At 71.4% G+C, this 15,439-nt stretch carries 14 protein-coding genes; 7 read left to right on the top strand and 7 right to left on the bottom strand.

What is annotated here, in order from left to right:
- Positions 1-8 precede the first annotated feature (8 nt).
- Positions 9-161, bottom strand: coding sequence for a hypothetical protein (locus OHA68_RS33105; protein ID WP_189139345.1), 153 nt, complete (start codon positions 159-161; stop codon positions 9-11).
- Between the two features lie 166 nt (positions 162-327).
- Positions 328-2,961 carry a DUF7824 domain-containing protein gene (locus OHA68_RS33100; protein ID WP_327103745.1) on the bottom strand — a complete coding sequence of 878 codons (2,634 nt, stop codon included), beginning with the start codon at positions 2,959-2,961 and terminating at the stop codon, positions 328-330.
- A gap of 101 nt (positions 2,962-3,062) precedes the next feature.
- Between OHA68_RS33100 and OHA68_RS33095 the strand changes: the two genes are divergently transcribed.
- Complete coding sequence (locus tag OHA68_RS33095; RefSeq protein ID WP_327103744.1) at positions 3,063-4,040, top strand: aldo/keto reductase; 978 nt, start codon at positions 3,063-3,065, stop codon at positions 4,038-4,040.
- Positions 4,041-4,062: 22 nt separating this feature from the next.
- Positions 4,063-4,806 carry an SDR family NAD(P)-dependent oxidoreductase gene (locus tag OHA68_RS33090; protein WP_327103743.1) on the top strand — a complete coding sequence of 248 codons (744 nt, stop codon included), beginning with the start codon at positions 4,063-4,065 and terminating at the stop codon, positions 4,804-4,806.
- 10 nt (positions 4,807-4,816) lie between these two features.
- Here OHA68_RS33090 and OHA68_RS33085 read toward each other — a convergent pair whose 3' ends face one another.
- Complete coding sequence (locus OHA68_RS33085; protein WP_327103742.1) at positions 4,817-5,254, bottom strand: anthrone oxygenase family protein; 438 nt, start codon at positions 5,252-5,254, stop codon at positions 4,817-4,819.
- 239 nt (positions 5,255-5,493) lie between these two features.
- Here OHA68_RS33085 and OHA68_RS33080 point away from each other — a divergent pair, with 239 nt between their 5' ends.
- The 5 genes from OHA68_RS33080 (at position 5,494) to OHA68_RS33060 (ending at position 10,122) form a co-directional block, all read left to right on the top strand.
- Positions 5,494-6,501: a glycoside hydrolase family protein gene (locus OHA68_RS33080; RefSeq protein ID WP_327103741.1), complete on the top strand. Its 1,008-nt coding sequence runs from the start codon at positions 5,494-5,496 to the stop codon at positions 6,499-6,501.
- Between the two features lie 218 nt (positions 6,502-6,719).
- The gene (locus OHA68_RS33075; protein WP_327103740.1) at positions 6,720-7,940 is read left to right on the top strand and encodes a hypothetical protein; all 1,221 of its coding nucleotides are present in this window, start codon (positions 6,720-6,722) and stop codon (positions 7,938-7,940) included.
- Entirely contained in the window at positions 7,853-8,671 is an 819-nt protein-coding gene (locus OHA68_RS33070) for an endonuclease/exonuclease/phosphatase family protein (protein ID WP_327103739.1), read from the top strand. The genes OHA68_RS33075 and OHA68_RS33070 overlap by 88 nt, the downstream gene beginning before the upstream one ends.
- Positions 8,664-9,377 (top strand): hypothetical protein, encoded by a 714-nt coding sequence (locus OHA68_RS33065; protein ID WP_327103738.1) that lies wholly within the window; start codon positions 8,664-8,666, stop codon positions 9,375-9,377. The genes OHA68_RS33070 and OHA68_RS33065 overlap by 8 nt, the downstream gene beginning before the upstream one ends.
- A 121-nt stretch (positions 9,378-9,498) precedes the next feature.
- A complete protein-coding gene (locus OHA68_RS33060) occupies positions 9,499-10,122 on the top strand; it encodes a restriction endonuclease (protein ID WP_327103737.1) in 624 nt (207 codons plus the stop codon).
- 38 nt (positions 10,123-10,160) lie between these two features.
- Here the strand turns inward: OHA68_RS33060 and OHA68_RS33055 are convergent, their stop codons facing one another.
- From OHA68_RS33055 to brxD, 4 genes are all read right to left on the bottom strand, one after another.
- On the bottom strand, positions 10,161-10,595 hold the full coding sequence (locus OHA68_RS33055) for a BP74-related protein (RefSeq protein WP_327103736.1): 435 nt from the start codon (positions 10,593-10,595) through the stop codon (positions 10,161-10,163).
- A 104-nt stretch (positions 10,596-10,699) separates the two neighbouring features.
- Positions 10,700-11,920 (bottom strand): metal-dependent hydrolase family protein, encoded by a 1,221-nt coding sequence (locus OHA68_RS33050; RefSeq protein ID WP_327103735.1) that lies wholly within the window; start codon positions 11,918-11,920, stop codon positions 10,700-10,702.
- A 110-nt stretch (positions 11,921-12,030) separates the two neighbouring features.
- The gene (locus tag OHA68_RS33045) at positions 12,031-14,124 is read right to left on the bottom strand and encodes a DEAD/DEAH box helicase (protein WP_327103734.1); all 2,094 of its coding nucleotides are present in this window, start codon (positions 14,122-14,124) and stop codon (positions 12,031-12,033) included.
- Positions 14,124-15,437, bottom strand: coding sequence for a BREX system ATP-binding protein BrxD (brxD, locus tag OHA68_RS33040; RefSeq protein WP_225277291.1), 1,314 nt, complete (start codon positions 15,435-15,437; stop codon positions 14,124-14,126). The genes OHA68_RS33045 and brxD overlap by 1 nt, the downstream gene beginning before the upstream one ends.
- Between the last annotated feature and the right edge of the window lie 2 nt (positions 15,438-15,439).

The raw sequence follows: 15,439 nt of genomic DNA, 5'->3' as shown, positions 1-15,439 counted from the left end.
GCGCCGGGTCAGCGGGGGACGAAGCCGCGGTAGACGACCCGCCGCCGCACGAGCACCGGCCACTGGCGGTCTCTGATGCCCATCAGCACGAGGGCCGCCGTCGCGCCGGTGAGTAGACTGCCCACCAGGCCTGCCATGACGAACATGAAGACGATCTCCATGACGTTCCCTTCACCAAACAGTTGAAGTTTGAACTAAGAAACGTCAACAGAGCCCTCCCCCGCCCTATTCCGGCTTCGGCGAACAGCCTGGAAAGTGCTCCCTTCGGCGGACAGCCTGGAAGGTGCTCCCTTCGGCGGACAGCCTGGAAGGTGCTCCAGGACCGTACTAAGTGAGCTGGAGTTGTAATCTCCGCGCTTCCTGCACGAGCCGGCTCGACCCCTTGCGGGCGGCCACCGCCGCGAGCCCGGGGAGCTCGCCGCGCGCGCCGGCGAGCCCGGCCGCCCTGGCGCCCGCCGCCAGCAGGTCGGCCAGGCCGCTGCGGGGCCGCTCACCCTCGGCGGGCAGCAGGCGGGGCAGCACGTCCGCGATCACCGCCCAGACCACCGCGTGGGCGCCCGCCTGCGTCGCCTCGTCGAGCGCCGAGATCACCCGGCTGAGCTTGACGATCTCCTTCGCGACCAGCTCCGCCACCGCCTCGCCCAGCGCCGCGACCGGCGCCTCACCGCGCGCGGCGAGCGTCACCAGGGCGTCGACGGCCGCCGCCCGATCCGCGGCGCCGCGATGGCCCATGCCGCAGACGAGGGCCCACGCCATCGCGGCCCCGACCGGCCCGTCCCCGTGTGCCAGCGCGGCCAGCACCATGACCTGGCGATCGTTGCTCTCCAGGGCCGTCGGCAGCGAGGACATCAGGTGCGCCGCCACGACCTCGCGGTGCGACGGCAGGGCCAGCGGCCACCACGCCGGGAAGTAGGAGTGCCCGTTGCCCGGCATGAACAGCTCGCCGAACGGGGCGGGCAGCTCCGCGAGGGAACGGCTCAGCTCGGCACGGACGTCCGCGAAGTCGCTCCCGTAGCGGCCGCGCTGCCTGCGCACCCAGCGCGTCATGTCAGGATGGGCCGGCCCGCCGCTCCGCATCCACTCGGCGCAGGCGCGCCCCGCGTCCGAGGTCAGCGTGCCGGCCCGCTCGATGAGCACCGGGTCGATCGTCCGGGGAAGCCGGAGCATGGCCTGCGTGAGATCGGCCGGCAGCGCCGCCACCCCGGCAGCCTCCAGCCGCTCCAGCCGGTCGAGCAGCGTCTCCGGATCGACGTGCCCGGTGCCCGAGGTGGGCGCGGCCAGCAGGACGGGACACCGGGCCCCCGACTCGAAGATCGCGATGAGCTCGCGTGCCCGCTGCTGGAACAGCCGGTCGAGCGGCCCCGACCCGTCCCACCGCGCGCCGTTCGCGGTGACCTGCCCCGAGAGCTTCGCGCTGTCCTGCGGCGCGGCGAAGGCGTAGACGGCCCGGAGCAGCAGGTCGTACGCCCGCTCCATGGACCCATGGCCGTGGGAGCCGAAGTCCAGGCCGTAGAAGCCGAGGTCCACCGGGCTGAGCCGCAGCGCCCATGGCCGCAGCGCCTCGCGGAGCGCCTGCGGCTCCTGGTCCGCCCACGTGACCAGGCCCGCGAGGACGCGCTCGAACTCGTGCGCCTCCAGCGGCCATCTGACGGCGGCGACCTGCTGCGCGAGCTCCTCGGCCGAGGCGATCGGCGGCGGCAGCCCCGGTCCGGGCCCGGCCACCAGGGGCCGCGCCTCGGCCTGCTCCTCCGCGATCGTCTCGCCGTACGCCGTGGAGATCTTCTCGCGCAGGTCGGCGGGCAGCCGGCCGGCCGCCTCGGTGATCGCCTCGCGCCCCTGCTCGCCCGCCCGCGCGGCGAGCCGGACGGCCTGCCGGGTCGCGCGGTCCTGGAGGTCCAGCGCGTCCTGCCCGAGGATCAGCGCCAGCGCGCCGAGCCCGGCGTCGGTACGGCCGGGCACCCGGTCCACGGCCTGCCCGATCCACGTGACGGTGGCTCGCAGCAGCTTCTTCTCCGGCCGGAACGCCAGCCCGTCGATCGCCTCGGCGAACAGCTCGTCCGCCAGCAGCCCGGCTTCCTCCACCCGCTGGACCTGCGCCAGCGCCATGCTCGCCACCCCGGCGGGAGCGACGGGCAGCAGCCGGACGTAGTCCCTGATCCGCGGCGTCACCTCCGCCAGGCCGGGCCCGAGGCGCTCGTGCAGGTCCACCAGCGCCACCATGCCGGACGGCCCATCGCGCAGCAGTCGCCCGACGACCCGGTCGACGACGTCCGCCCGCTCCAGCAGCCCGTCCTCCACGAGCCGGTGGACGGCCCCGCCCTCCCGGTCGGTGAAGACCTCCCCGAGGCCGTCGATCTCGAAGACGCGCGGAGCGAGATGGGGGAACAGCGGATCCGCGCCAGCCGTGGCCGGATCGAGCGTGCGCAGCCAGCCGGCGACGAACCGGTCCCCGGCGGGCGGGGCGATACCGGTCTCCCGCACGAACGCGGCGACGATCGCCCACTCATGAGCGTCCTCCGTGCGCAGTCCCGCCACCATCCGGCCCGCCGCGTCCGCCCGCCACTGCTCGGGCCGGTCCCGCAGCAGCTCCAGCACCCATCCGGGGTCGCGGGCATCATCCTCCACCCGCCACCTGAATCCCCGCCGGAACAGCCACCCGGTCACCGCGGCGGGCCCACCCAGGCAGCCGACCCCCGCCATGAGCAGCGGCGAGAACTGCCGCCGCCAGTCCCACCAGCCGTCCATCCGCCGCCTCTGCTCCGTGACGTACCCGGGCAGCGCGGCGGCGACGGCCTTGCGCCCCGCCTCGTCCAGCCCGGTCACGAACCGGACGGTCCCTTGGGTGTCACCCGACCGGACGAACCTGACCAGCTCCGGCCACGGATCCGGCCGGAGTCCGTAGGTCGCCGTCGAGGTCGCGGGGGTCGTCGGCGCGTTCGCTCGCGCCACTGCGTCAGCCATGGCGCGGACCCTACCGACGGCCGCCGACAATCCCCGCTTTCCCGAAAGCTTGCCTCCTGGCCGTCGTGAGAGTCCGCGGCCATATGGAAGAGTTACGGCCTATGGAACACCGCGTATTGGGACGCACTGGACGCCAGGTCGGCGTGGTCGGACTCGGCGCCTGGCAGCTCGGCGCCGACTGGGGTCAGGTGAGCGAGGACGACGCCGTCGCCACGCTGTCAGCGGCGGTCGACGAAGGGGTGACGTTCATCGACACCGCCGACGTCTACGGCGACGGCCGCAGCGAGCAGATCGTCGGCCGCTTCGCCAAGGGACGGCCGGAGCTCACCGTGGCCACCAAGATGGGCCGCCGGGTGGAGCAGCTGCCGGACAACTACGTGCTGGCGAACTTCCGCGCCTGGAACGAGCGCTCCCGCCAGAACCTCGGCGTCGACACCATCGACCTGGTCCAGCTGCACTGCCCGCCCACCGCCGTCTACTCGGCCGACGCGGTGTTCGACGCGCTCGACACCCTGGTCGCGGAGAAGAAGCTCGCCGCGTACGGCGTCAGCGTGGAGACCTGCGAGGAGGCGCTGACCGCCATCGCCCGCCCCGGCGTCGCGTCCGTGCAGATCATCCTCAACGCCTTCCGGCTCAAGCCGCTGGAGCGGGTGCTGCCCGCCGCCCGCGAGGCCGGCGTCGGCATCATCGCGCGCGTCCCGCTGGCCAGCGGCCTGCTGTCCGGCCGGTACGACGAGCGGACGACGTTCGCGCCCGACGACCACCGCACCTACAACCGGCACGGTGAGGCGTTCGACGTCGGCGAGACCTTCTCCGGCGTGGACTTCGCCACCGGCCTGGAAGCGGTCCGCCGCCTGGCGCCGCTGGTGCCGGAGGGGGCGACGATGGCCCAGTTCGCGCTGCGCTGGATCCTCGACCAGCCCGGCGTCTCCGTCGTCATCCCCGGCGCCCGCAACCCCGGCCAGGCCAAGGCCAACGCCTCGGCCGCCGCGCTGGAGCCGCTGCCCGCCTCGACGACGCAGGCCGTACAGGATGTCTATGACGAGCTGATCCGTCCGCAGGTGCACGACCGCTGGTAGCGGCCCTTGCTACGGTGCCCTGGTGAGCGGACGAAGAGTTCTCGTGACCGGGGCGTCGAGAGGGATCGGGCGGGCGGTCGCGACCGCGTTCGCCGCCCAGGGCGACCGGGTCGCGATCCACCACCGGGACTCGCCCGAGCTCGCCGAGAGCCTGCTCGGCGAGCTCCCCGGCGCGGGACACGCCGTCGTCCAGGCCGACCTGGCCGCCCCGGACGAGGTGCGGCGCATGGTGGACGCGGCGGCGGACGCCCTGGACGGGATCGACGTGCTGGTCAACAACGCCGGCGTCTTCCTGCACCACCCGGTGACCGACCTGTCCTACGAGGAGTGGCAGACGGCCTGGCGGCGGACGCTCGACGTCAACCTGACCGGGGCCGCCAACGTCACCTGGTGCGCGCTCCAGCACCTGCCGCCCGGCGGGCGGATCGTCAACGTCTCCTCGCGCGGCGCCTTCCGCGGCGAGCCGGACAGCCCGGCGTACGGCGCGAGCAAGGCCGGCCTCAACGCGCTCACCCAGTCCCTGGCGGTGGCCCTGGCGCCGAGGGGCATCGCGGTGGCGGCGGTCGCGCCCGGGTTCGTGGCGACGGACATGACCAACGAGCACCTCAAGCCGCCTCGGGGCGACGAGATCCGGGCGCAGAGCCCGTTCGGCCGGGTGGCGCGGCCGGAGGAGATCGCCGCGGCGGTCGTCTACCTGGCCTCGCCCCTGGCCGAGTGGGCCAGCGGCACGGTCATCGACCTCAACGGCGCCAGCTACCTGCGGTGATTCCGCGGCGTCACAGGCCGGCCAGGCCGAGGCCGACCAGGACGAGGCTGATGAAGCAGGCCACGGCCCGCACCGTGTTCCAGGCGGTCCACCTCGGCGCGTAGTCCTTCCACGCCATCGTGCCCGCGTCGACGGCGTTGTTCATCGGCACGTTGATCGCCATGGTGATCAGGAACGAGCCGATGGCGTTCACCCCGGCCGCGGCGAAGAACCAGAGCGCGGCCGATCCGTCCGCGAGCAGCCCGGCAGCCAGCGCGGCGATCGGCGCGCCGAGGAACGCGAGGAAGAGCCACGGGTTGAGGATCTTCTTGTTGATGCTCCGCATGACCGCCTCGGCCTGGGCGGGCTCGACGGCGTTCAGCCCCGGCATGACGGACATCGAGAAGGCGTAGAACAGGCCCGCGAGAGCGCCGTGCAGGACCAGGGCGGCAAGAGGCAGAAGCAGCATGGAAACATCGTGACCGCCACCTGCCGGGCGGTCCATACATCGTCCGCTCAAGCGCATACGCGAGCGTCCACCCGGGGGGACCGGTAGCGGCAGCACCGCCCCCCCCCCGCCGGGCTTCACCTCTCATCCAAGTTTTCGCTGAAGTAATTCGTATTATCAGGTTGACGTGCGATTTTCGCTGATCGATGCTCTGTGATCACGACCACACCTTCATCGGTGTGATGACGAAAGGGCAGAGCATGTCCGAACCGGTCCTCGACCGTCGCACCGTCCTGCGCGCCGCCCTCGGCACCGGCCTCACCGCGGCCGCCGCACTCCCCGCGCTCTCCGCCCCGGCCTCGGCGGCGGCACTGGCCGCGGGTCCCGCGGGCTTCCCTTCCTACGCCTACCTCGGCCGGCCGCTGAACACCGCGGCGCTGCGGTACAACCCGACCGGCGAGCTGATCTTCCCGTGCGTGCGCGGCACCTACGACCGCATGTCCGGCGCCCGCGGCAGGTACTACCTCTACTACGCGCCGCACGACGCGCCCGGCGGCATCTGCCTGGCGTACGGCGACTCGCTCGCCGGGCCGTTCACCGAGCACCCGGCCAACCCGATCATCGGCGCGACCTGGGCCGGCCACTACAACGTCAGCCATGTCTCCTCCCCGCATGTTTTCTGGCACGCGGCGAGCAGGAGTTGGTACATGTACTTCCACGGCGAGAACAGCACGACCCGCCTGGCCACGTCCGCCGACGGGATCACCTTCACCTACCACGGCGTGGTGCTCAGCACCTCGATGGTCTCCGGCATCTCCGAGGCCTCCTACGCCCGCGTCTTCGACCACTCGATCGCCGCGCTGGGCTCCCGCTACGCCATGGTGTACATGGGCAACCAAGGCGGCTCCCGCAAGATCTTCTGGGGCTGGTCGGCCGACGCTCGGACCTGGCGGTTCGATCCCCAGCCGCTCGTCTCCCCCGCCGGCGACGGGCTGACGGACCTGAGCGGGCCCCACCTGTTACGCCGCAACAACACCACGTACGTGGTCTACCACGGCAACTCCGGCAAGATGTACCTCACCGAGGTGGGCGACTCCTTCGACAGGGAGGTGCACCTCGGCGTGTTCCACACCCCGCTGACCGGAGCTCCGGACGCCAAGCGGTCCGCCGCTCCCGCGTTCGGCACCGACCGCGGCGTCGCGTACATGTTCTACGAGGCCGGACAGCGCGGCTCCAGCGTGATCGCGGTGGCCCGCGCCGCCTCCTGATCCTGGTACGCACACCTCCCACCCTCTCCCGGCCCGGATCCGCGCTCGATCGGCGGGTCCGCGGCCGGCTGAGCCCGCGGCGCGATACGGGTGTCGTCGGCCTGAGCCCGCCCGGCCGACGCGTCACCCCGCTAGGTATGCGTGGCCGCGACGTCATCGACGCGGCACCGGGCGGTGATTACCGTTGATGCATCTGATGTCACACCACGGGGTGGACCGTGATCGATGACAGCCTGCGGACCAGCGGCGTCTCCCGGCATCGCGCGCTGAAGGCGGTCCTCACCGCAGGTCCGCCCGCGGCGGCCTTCACCGCCTACGGCGTGCTCATCGATCACCTGCCCGACACCTGGTTCGCCCTCGACGGGCTGCGTTACCTGCTGGCGCTGCTGGCGGCGGGCGTCATCTGGCTCGGCCTGGCGGCGCTGCGTCGTCTGCCCGCGGTCGCGCAGCCGCTGGATGACGCAGGCCCGGCGACCGAGATCCCCGCCGTGTCATGGCCGGCTCCGTCGAGCCTGAGCATGGTCGCCAAGCGCAAATTGATCGACACCTCCCGGTCGATGCCGGACCACTCCGAGCTCCGTGGCTGGTGCCAGTTCCTGGACGAGGCTCTCCCGCCGAGCGCCACCGGCACCTCCTACGGCCTGCGTCTCGTCCTCGCCCTCGATCTGCATCATCCGCTTCTCGATCGGGCGATGCTGGTGCGTACGCTGATGGCGCTGCAGTGCGAGGGCGGCGGATGGGCGGCACGCAGCCAGCGGGGCATCGGCAGGCCCGAGGTGACGTCGTGGGCGCTGGGCGCCGTGAGCCGGGCCGGGTTGGATCCGGCTGAGCAGGCGCGGCTGGTGGCGCTGCTGGAGGACATCACCAGAAAGGACCAGGTCGGGCTCGAACGCACCACAGTGATCAGCACCGTGGTCGCCACGCTGGCCGAGGTCGCTCCCGCTTCGCCGCTGCTGCCCGAGCTGGCCCACTACCTGGTCACCTCCGCCACCCGCTCGCGCGACGGAGCCGGGTGGGGTGAGCGGCTGGTCAACTCGCCCTCGCCGTCGACGGCTCACACGGCGAGGGCCATCGTGGCGCTGCGGCGGGCCGCCGACGTGCTGCCGCACCACGGCGAGCTGGACGATTCGGTCGAGGCGGGGCTGGCCTGGTTGGTGAGGAGCAGGGATCTGGCCGACCGCAGCGAACGTCTGAGGCGCCCGGTGGGCGCGAACCTTGACACGATCACCATCGATCACTTCACCGTCGCATGGGTCGCCAAGGCATTGTTGGCCTGTGACGATCCCGCACCGGCGATGCTGCGGGACTCCATGGAGACGATCCTGGCTCGTCAAGAGAACGGAATCTGGCGATGGCAAGAGGTACGCCCCATCTGGATGACCTATCAGGGGCTGAGCGTCGTCCGCGACTACGCGATGCGGCGGCCGATGTCCACCTGACCTCGACGATCCGAGTGGGCGCCTGGAACGTCCATGAAGGGATGACCGAACGCGGTCAGTCCTTCGAGGAGTGCGTCGAACGCGTCCTGGCCGAGCGGCTCGACCTGCTCGCGCTCCAGGAGGTGCCCTTTCCAGGAGAGGAACGCCCGTCGCCGCTGCTGGTTTCGCTGGCCGAGCGGACCCAGCTGCGCCACCATGCGGTGCAGGTCCTCTCGCCGGCCTGGCTGGCGAGAGGACAGCTCTCGGGTGTGGCGGTGGCCAGCAGGTTCCCCATCGAGGTGAGCACGGCCGGGAGGCTGCCGAATCCAGGGCTGGAGAGCCCCAGCATGACCTCCTTCGACAAGGGCACGGTCACCGCCTGGGTCAAGGCACGGGGCCGGGTGGTGGCGATGACCTCCTTGCACATGCCGCCCTTCCACCGCTTCGGCAGACGCGCCGAGGACGGCTCCTTCGGCTACATCTGGGACAACCTGGCCAAACAGCTCGAACCAGAAGGAGATGAGCTCCTCATCATCGCCGGTGACTTCAACACCCCCCACCGTCAGCTGCTGCTGCACCGGATGAACGCGGATCTGAGGTCATCGGTGACGGTGCCCACGCACAAGGGCAAGACCATCGACGACATCGTCCACTCGACCCTGGCCGAGCAGGTGTCCACCCGGGTCGTCCAGACCTTCTCCGACCACTGTCTGTGCGTGGTCGAGCTGAGCCTGGGCACCGGTCATGGCTGACCTGATCATGCGCTTGACCGAGCTGGTGAAGGCGCCGGCGAGGCGGCAGCGGGCGGCGCTCGGGCTGCTGTCCCGGCCTCATCGGCTCGCCCCGCTGCTGGACGCGCTCATCGCCGACGAAGCCGCCGCACGCCGCGTCGCCGACTCGTCGTACCGGCATCCGCTCGGATTCGACAAGTACGTGCTGTGGTGCCGTCATCCGGCGGGCCGGATCCGCATGCACGTGTGGTGGCCGGAGACCGAACGCGGTGAGGAGCACCCGCACAACCATCGTTTTCCCTTCTCCTCCGCGGTGGTCGCCGGGCTGGTCCGGTCGGAGCTGTTCGTGGAGAAGTGCGGGGGATCTCCGTACACCAGGTTCATCGACGACACGCCGCTGCAGGCCGACGGCTGGCGGCTGCGGGCCGCGGGCGCCACGGCGGTCGTCCCTTCCGCGATCATGGAGGTGGGCGCGGGCTCCGCCTATTCGCAGGCGGCGGAGACCTTCCACCGCGTTGACGTGGCAAGCGGGCTGACCGTCACCCTCTTCCTGGAGGGCGTGGTGAGCAGGTCCCACTCCGAGGTGCTCATCCGGCCGGGGCAGCATCCTCCCGCTCTCGTGCCGCGTATCCCCTTCACCCGCCACGAGCTGACCGAGCGGTTCGCGCTCCTGAGCCACCTTCTGGTTCACCAAGGACCGCCCGCGGGAAGCGCTGACCGCCTGTGAGGCGGAAACTGTCGGTCCCGCCGTTCAGACTCGTGGGTGTCTTCTCTTCCTGGAGGTCGCGATGGCGAGGCGCCGGACATCAGCACGCGGACGTCCGACCCGCAGGAGACGCCGTGGGCAGGTGAGTCCGGCCTGGCTGGCCCTGCCGGTCGCGGCGGTGTTCGTGCTGCCGTGGGTGCTCGACTTCCTCAGATCGTCGTGGCTGCCGCTGGCCGCCACCGTGGTCACGCTCGCCGTCCTGCTGGGCGCGGCCGTCGTCGTGGTGCGCCGCCTCGGGGCGAGCTATCGGCGGGAGGCGCTGCTGCGGGCCGGGCTGGACCGGCTCGACCCCAAACGCTTCGAGGAGCTGGCGGCCGAGCTGCTGCGGCGCGACGGGTTCCGCAAGGTCCGGGTGGTGGGCGGGTCCGGGGATCGAGGCATCGACGTTCTCGGCGTCGCGCCGGACGGCAGTCCGTACGCCGTCCAGTGCAAGTACTACACCCGCCCTCTGGGGCCCGGTGGTGTGCGCGACTTCGTCGGAGCCCTGCACGCCGCGCCGTACAAGGACCATCAAGGGGTGCTGGTGACCTCGCACTACCTCAGCACGCAGGCGGCCGATACGGCCCGTGAGCATGTGATCGTCATCGACCGGGACAGGCTGGCCGACTGGCTGCTGGGGGTCTACCGGCTCGGGCCGGGCAGGTCGTCGATGCCCTGGCTCGCCCGCCTGCGCCGGAGCCGGACGCCGGCCGTCGAGGCCCCCTGAATGAGCCCGGGCACACCGGCCCGGGCTCACTCGGCGTCCTACGGCATGGGGATCTCGCGCACCAGGCGTGAGCTCCAGGGGCACCAGACCAGGCCGGGCAGGAACGCGCCGCCCGCCTCGTCCAGGTGGTCTTCGACGTAGGGGATCGAGGCGTCGCACACCTCGATGGCGAAGTCGAAGAAGTCGACCGTCTCGGGGTTGTAGTGGTAGGACCAGCGGGGGTTGTAGGGGGCGGGGCGCTTGACGATCCTGCCCAGGACGTGCGGCCTGTCGTTGGTGATGCCGGTCACCAACTCCCTGGCGTGCTGGATCTTGGCCGGGTCGGTGAGCTTGAGGACGGCCCTTTCCCGGGTGCTGTCGGTGAACTCGAAGTAGGCCTCGGGGGCTGCTGCCCGCTGGGCCTGAGCGGGTGCGGTCAGGGCGAGCATCGCGATCGCTACGAGGGCGGCGACCTTGGGGGTGATACGTCGCATGGGCGTCTCCGGTGCGTGTCGGGGCCGCTGACACGGCCACTCGTCACACACTGTAATCGCACAGTCACTGTCCGCTTCGACACGCCTGCGTTACCTCAGGACCCTCACGGCGTGGCCAGGCTGAGTGTGTCCTTGACGATCCGGCCGTCCTGGATCACCAGGACCACGCGGGACGGGTCGTCGAAGAGCTCCGGCTCGGCCAGCGGATCGCCGCTCACCGCGATCACGTCCGCGCGCTTGCCCGCCCGCAGCGTGCCGAGCTCGTCATCGAGGCGCAGGATCCGGGCGTTGGACGAGGTCGCGGTGACGATGGCCGCCATGGCGCCGACGAGTCCCGCCCGGTGGGCGATCTCCAGGCCGCGCCGGTTCTGGCCCCTGCCCAGCAGGTCCGAGCCGGAGCCGACGAGAATGCCGTGTTCCCGGGCCATCAGGAGCGATTCGCCGGCGGCCTTCGCCGCGCCCTCCAGCTTGGGCAACCCGGTCTCCGGCACTCCCCATTCGGCGGCCTGGTCACGCAACAGCTCGCAGATGGATACGGTGAAGTCCAGCGCCGCCCCCGCCGCGGCGACCTGCGCCGCCACCTCCTCGGTGAGGTACGTGGCATGCTCGAAGCATTCGATCCCCGCTTCGAGGCCCATCCGGATGGCGTCGGCGTTGTGCGCGTGCGCGGTCACGTACGTGCCCCTGGCCCGCGCCTCCTCCACCGCCGCCCGCATCTCGGCGACGCTGAACTGCGTGTCCTCCATCGCGTCGTTGTGCGACACCACTCCCCCGGAGACGCACATCTTGAGCTGCGTCGCACCGTGCCGGAACGCCATCCGCGCGGCCCTGCGCACCTCGTCGGGGCCGTCGCAGACCTGACTCCGCTGGATCAGCCCGGGAATGCTCGGCACGTCATGACCGTGCGAGAGGTACGACGGTCCCAGATCGCCGTGCCCGCCGCTCTGGCACAGCAGCGGCCCGGAAGGCAGCAGCCGCGGCCCGCGCACGGCCCCCTGCCGCAGTGCCTGCACCGTGCCACCGTCCAGGCCGCCGAGCTCACGCACCGTGGTGAACCCGGCCTCCAGGCACAACCCCAGATTCTCGAACGCCGCGGCCGCGATCAGCGCGGGCGGCATCCCCGCCTCACCGAAGTCGACCAGACCGAGGTGCGCGTGCAGATCGATCAATCCAGGCAGTACGGTCAACCCATCGACGTCCAGGTTGACCGCGCCCTCGGCGGCGCCGAACCCGGCGATCCGCTCGCCGTCGAGCCGCAGCGCCGATCCCGTCACCGGGTCGGTGCCCGTACCGTCGATGATCGTGCCGCCGTGCAGAACCAGCATCAGTCGCTCCTCCGTTTGGATGATGGGGCCAGGATCGCCTACGGAAGGGTGCTGCGGCGACGGGCCGTGCGTCAACGCAGGCCGCGTTCTTCGTCGCAGAGCACAACCGATCACCCGAGCTGAAGGCGCACCGGCTCCGCCAGTACCGCCTGAGCCCCGTCGAAGTCCGCCAGCCTGGCCGCGACCGTCGCCACCGCCAGCCGTTCCGGCAGCGCGGCGGCGAACTTCAGCCCGTGGACGGCGCGCCGATCGACATCCGGTAGGACGAGCGCGGCTCCGGTGCGGGCCTCGCGCCAGGCAGCCGCGGTGAGATCCGTACTGAGCCGTACGAAAAGGTCGGTCGCCCGCTGGACGGGATCGGTGACCGATGGCAGCGTGGCGGCGAGTGTCGCGTTGGCGCGGTAGCCGGCCCACGTCCACCACCGGACGTCCTCACCAACCTTGGTCACCAGCGTCCCGCCCGGATGGACGAGACCGGGCGCCTCCTCCTCACGCCACTCGGCGAGCGCCGCCCGCGCGCGACGGGTGAGCGTCACCGGAGGATCGGCGCCGAGCAGCACCTCCCGCATGGCGCGGGCCAGGTCGTACGACAGTCCGGTGACCACGCCGCCGGTCCACTTGGCGACGCCACCGCTGTCGGCGGGTTCGACGAACGCTCTCCTGCGGGTCCAGTCGATGAACGTCACCCGCCAGCTACGGCCGCCGAGCAGCAGCAGCCTGGGGCCCGGTCGTTCCTCCGTCAGCACCGAAGGGTCGGTCCGCCCGATCTCCTGCCGTCCCGCGAGCACGGTGAACTGGGGTGGGGCGGTGAAGGACGCGGTCAGCTCGATGAAGTGCCGCCGGCCGAAGCGCCGCTCTGCCTCGGGGCCGACGAACAGCAGCCCGCCATCCTCATCAAGGTAACCCTGGCTGACCAGGTGCCGCAGGATGGGCTCGGCCGAGCGGTCGAAGGGCGCGAGCCCGTTCCACTCAGCGGGCCACATCCGATCGCCGACCGTGTGCCGCTGGAGCGTGACGGCGAGCAGTTGCTGCGCGACCAGGTGGCGGGGTTCGGGGGGCGCGTTCACCGGCTCCACCCAGCCCTTCCCCCACAACACCGCCAGCCCCGCCGCCTGGAGCAGGCCCTCCTTGGTGGTGGTGAGAAACAGACAGTTGCGTACGGTGTCCGCGCGGCGCCCTGTGCGGCCGAGGCGCTGCAGGAACGACGCGACGGTGCGGGGCGCGTCGATCTGGATGACCCTGTCCAGGTCGCCCACGTCGATACCGAGTTCGAGCGTCGAGGTGGAGACGATGACGCAGTCGCGCGCCTCCGCGAACGCCTGCTCCGAACGCGACCGTTCGTCGGCGGAGAGCGAGGCGTGGGACAGGAACACGTTCACCTCACGAGCACGCAGCGCCGCACCCAGGTGCTCCACCTGCCGCCGCGAGTCACAGAACACCAGCCGCTTCTCTCCCCGATGCAGCGTCGAGATCACCCGCGCGGCGTTGTCGAGCGAGCCGACGTAGTCGAGCTCGACGTCACCCGGTGAAGGCGACGCGGCGAGGTCCGGCGCGATCACCTGCCCGGCCCGCCGACCGGCGGCGGCGCCTTGCAGCCAGGTGAGCAGGTGCCGCGGATTGCCCACGGTGGCGGACAGGCCGATGCGCTGGATGGAGTGCCCGGTGACGCGCTCCAGCCGCTCCAGCACGGCGAGCAGGTGCCAGCCGCGATCGTCTCCGGCGAAGGCGTGCACCTCGTCCACCACCACCACTCGGACCTGTCCCAGCAGGTGGGCGTGGTCCGTGGTGAATCCGATCAGCATCGCCTCAAGAGATTCGGGTGTGGTGAGCAGAATGTCCGGAGGGTCGGTGCGGATCCGCCGCCGCTGTGATGCGCGCGTGTCCCCATGCCAGAGAGCCGCCCGCCGCCCGAGCCACTGCGCGTAGCCGTCGATGCGGGTGATGAGGTTGTTGAGCAGGGCTTTCAGCGGGCACAGGTACAGCACGGACACGCCGGTCCAGTGCTGCGCCGTCATCGCGGACAGCAGCGGGAAGCAGGCCGCCTCGGTCTTGCCACCGGCCGTCTGGGCCAGGAGCACCGCGTCCTCCCCGTTCATCAGCGGCTCGATCGCCGCCCGTTGCATGGGGCGCAGATCGGGCCAGCCGAGAGTGTTGACGATGTGGTGCAGCACGACCGGGTCGAGCCGCTCCACCGGATCGACCATCACAGGTCCAGGTCGAGGTCGTCGGCCGAGACGACGAGATTGCGCTCAAGGTCGGTGAGCTCGTTGCCCGCCAGGGTGAGCCGGTAGTGCCGCCGCGGGTCGAAGTCCTCGAACTGGTCGATCCGGTCGAGTACGTCTCCAACGAGTTTCTTCAGGAACAGCCGGGGCGCCACCCCGATCTTGCCGCCGAGCGCCCCGCCGACCGCCTGTGCGAGCTCGGTGACGTACGCGTCGTCGGCGATGGCCTTGACCCGTTCGGCGGCACCGGCCGCGTACAGGTCGCGGATGGTCAGCCCCAGGCTTACCAGCGACTCCTGGGTGAAGCCCGGCAGCCGGAGTTGCACGGCGCGCGGGTTGTCGAAGCGCGGGTCGGTGCTGAAGTCGGTGGACAGCCGCTGGGCGAGGGGCGCGAGCCGCTGCACGCCCTGCTGCCCGTCGTAGAACGCCGGGGTGCCGGTGATCACCAGGTAGAGGCCGGGGAAGCGGCCGGAGTGCACCTCGTCGATGAGCTGCCGCAGCGCGTTGAGCGCCTTGTCGCGGGCGTCGGAGCGGACACGTTGCAGGGTCTCGACCTCGTCGAGCACGACGAGCAGCCCGGGATGTCCGCTGTCGCGCAGCACGGTCAGCAGCCCTTGCAGGAAACCCAGCGCGCCGAAGTGGTCGAGGTCGCCGCGCACTCCGGCGGACCTGCGGGCGGCGGCGGCCACGTGGGGCTGCCCGCCGAGCCAGGCCAGCACGGCCGCGGCCGTGGCCTCGTCCCCGTCGAGCAGCGCGGCCCGGTAGCCACGCAACGCGGTCGCGAAGGAGGGCGCCTGCCGGGACACTTCGGCGAGGCGGGCGGCCAGGAGCGTGTCCACCTCGGCGGAGAGTTCGTCGTCGCCGGCTCCGGCTGCGAGCGCGTCCTCCTCCAGCGCGTAGAACCAGGCGTCCACCACCGGTCGCAGCGCGCTCGGCGGGAAGCTGGCGGTGGTGAGCCGTTCGGTCAGCCGCCGGTAGACGGTCTCCAGCTTGTGCAGCGGCGTCTCGTTCTCGGAAATCTGGATCTCGGCGACCGCGAAATTGCGACGCTTGGCGCGCTCGCCGAGCCATCGGGAGAAGAACGTCTTGCCGGAGCCGTACTCTCCCCTGACGGCCTTGAACACCGATCCGCCGGTGGTGACGGCGTCCAACTCGGCGTCAAGCGCCGACTCGAACCTGTCCAGGCCGGTGGCGAGCAGGTCGAGCCCGCTCTCCGGCACCGCGCCGCGCCGCAACGCATCGATCACCGATCGCCGGCGCGCGGCACTGACCTGGGCGGATCTGGTGACACTCACGT

This window comes from Nonomuraea glycinis (genome assembly GCF_035920485.1).
Taxonomy (GTDB): domain Bacteria; phylum Actinomycetota; class Actinomycetes; order Streptosporangiales; family Streptosporangiaceae; genus Nonomuraea; species Nonomuraea glycinis.
This window is presented reverse-complemented; position numbering and strand designations above follow the sequence as displayed.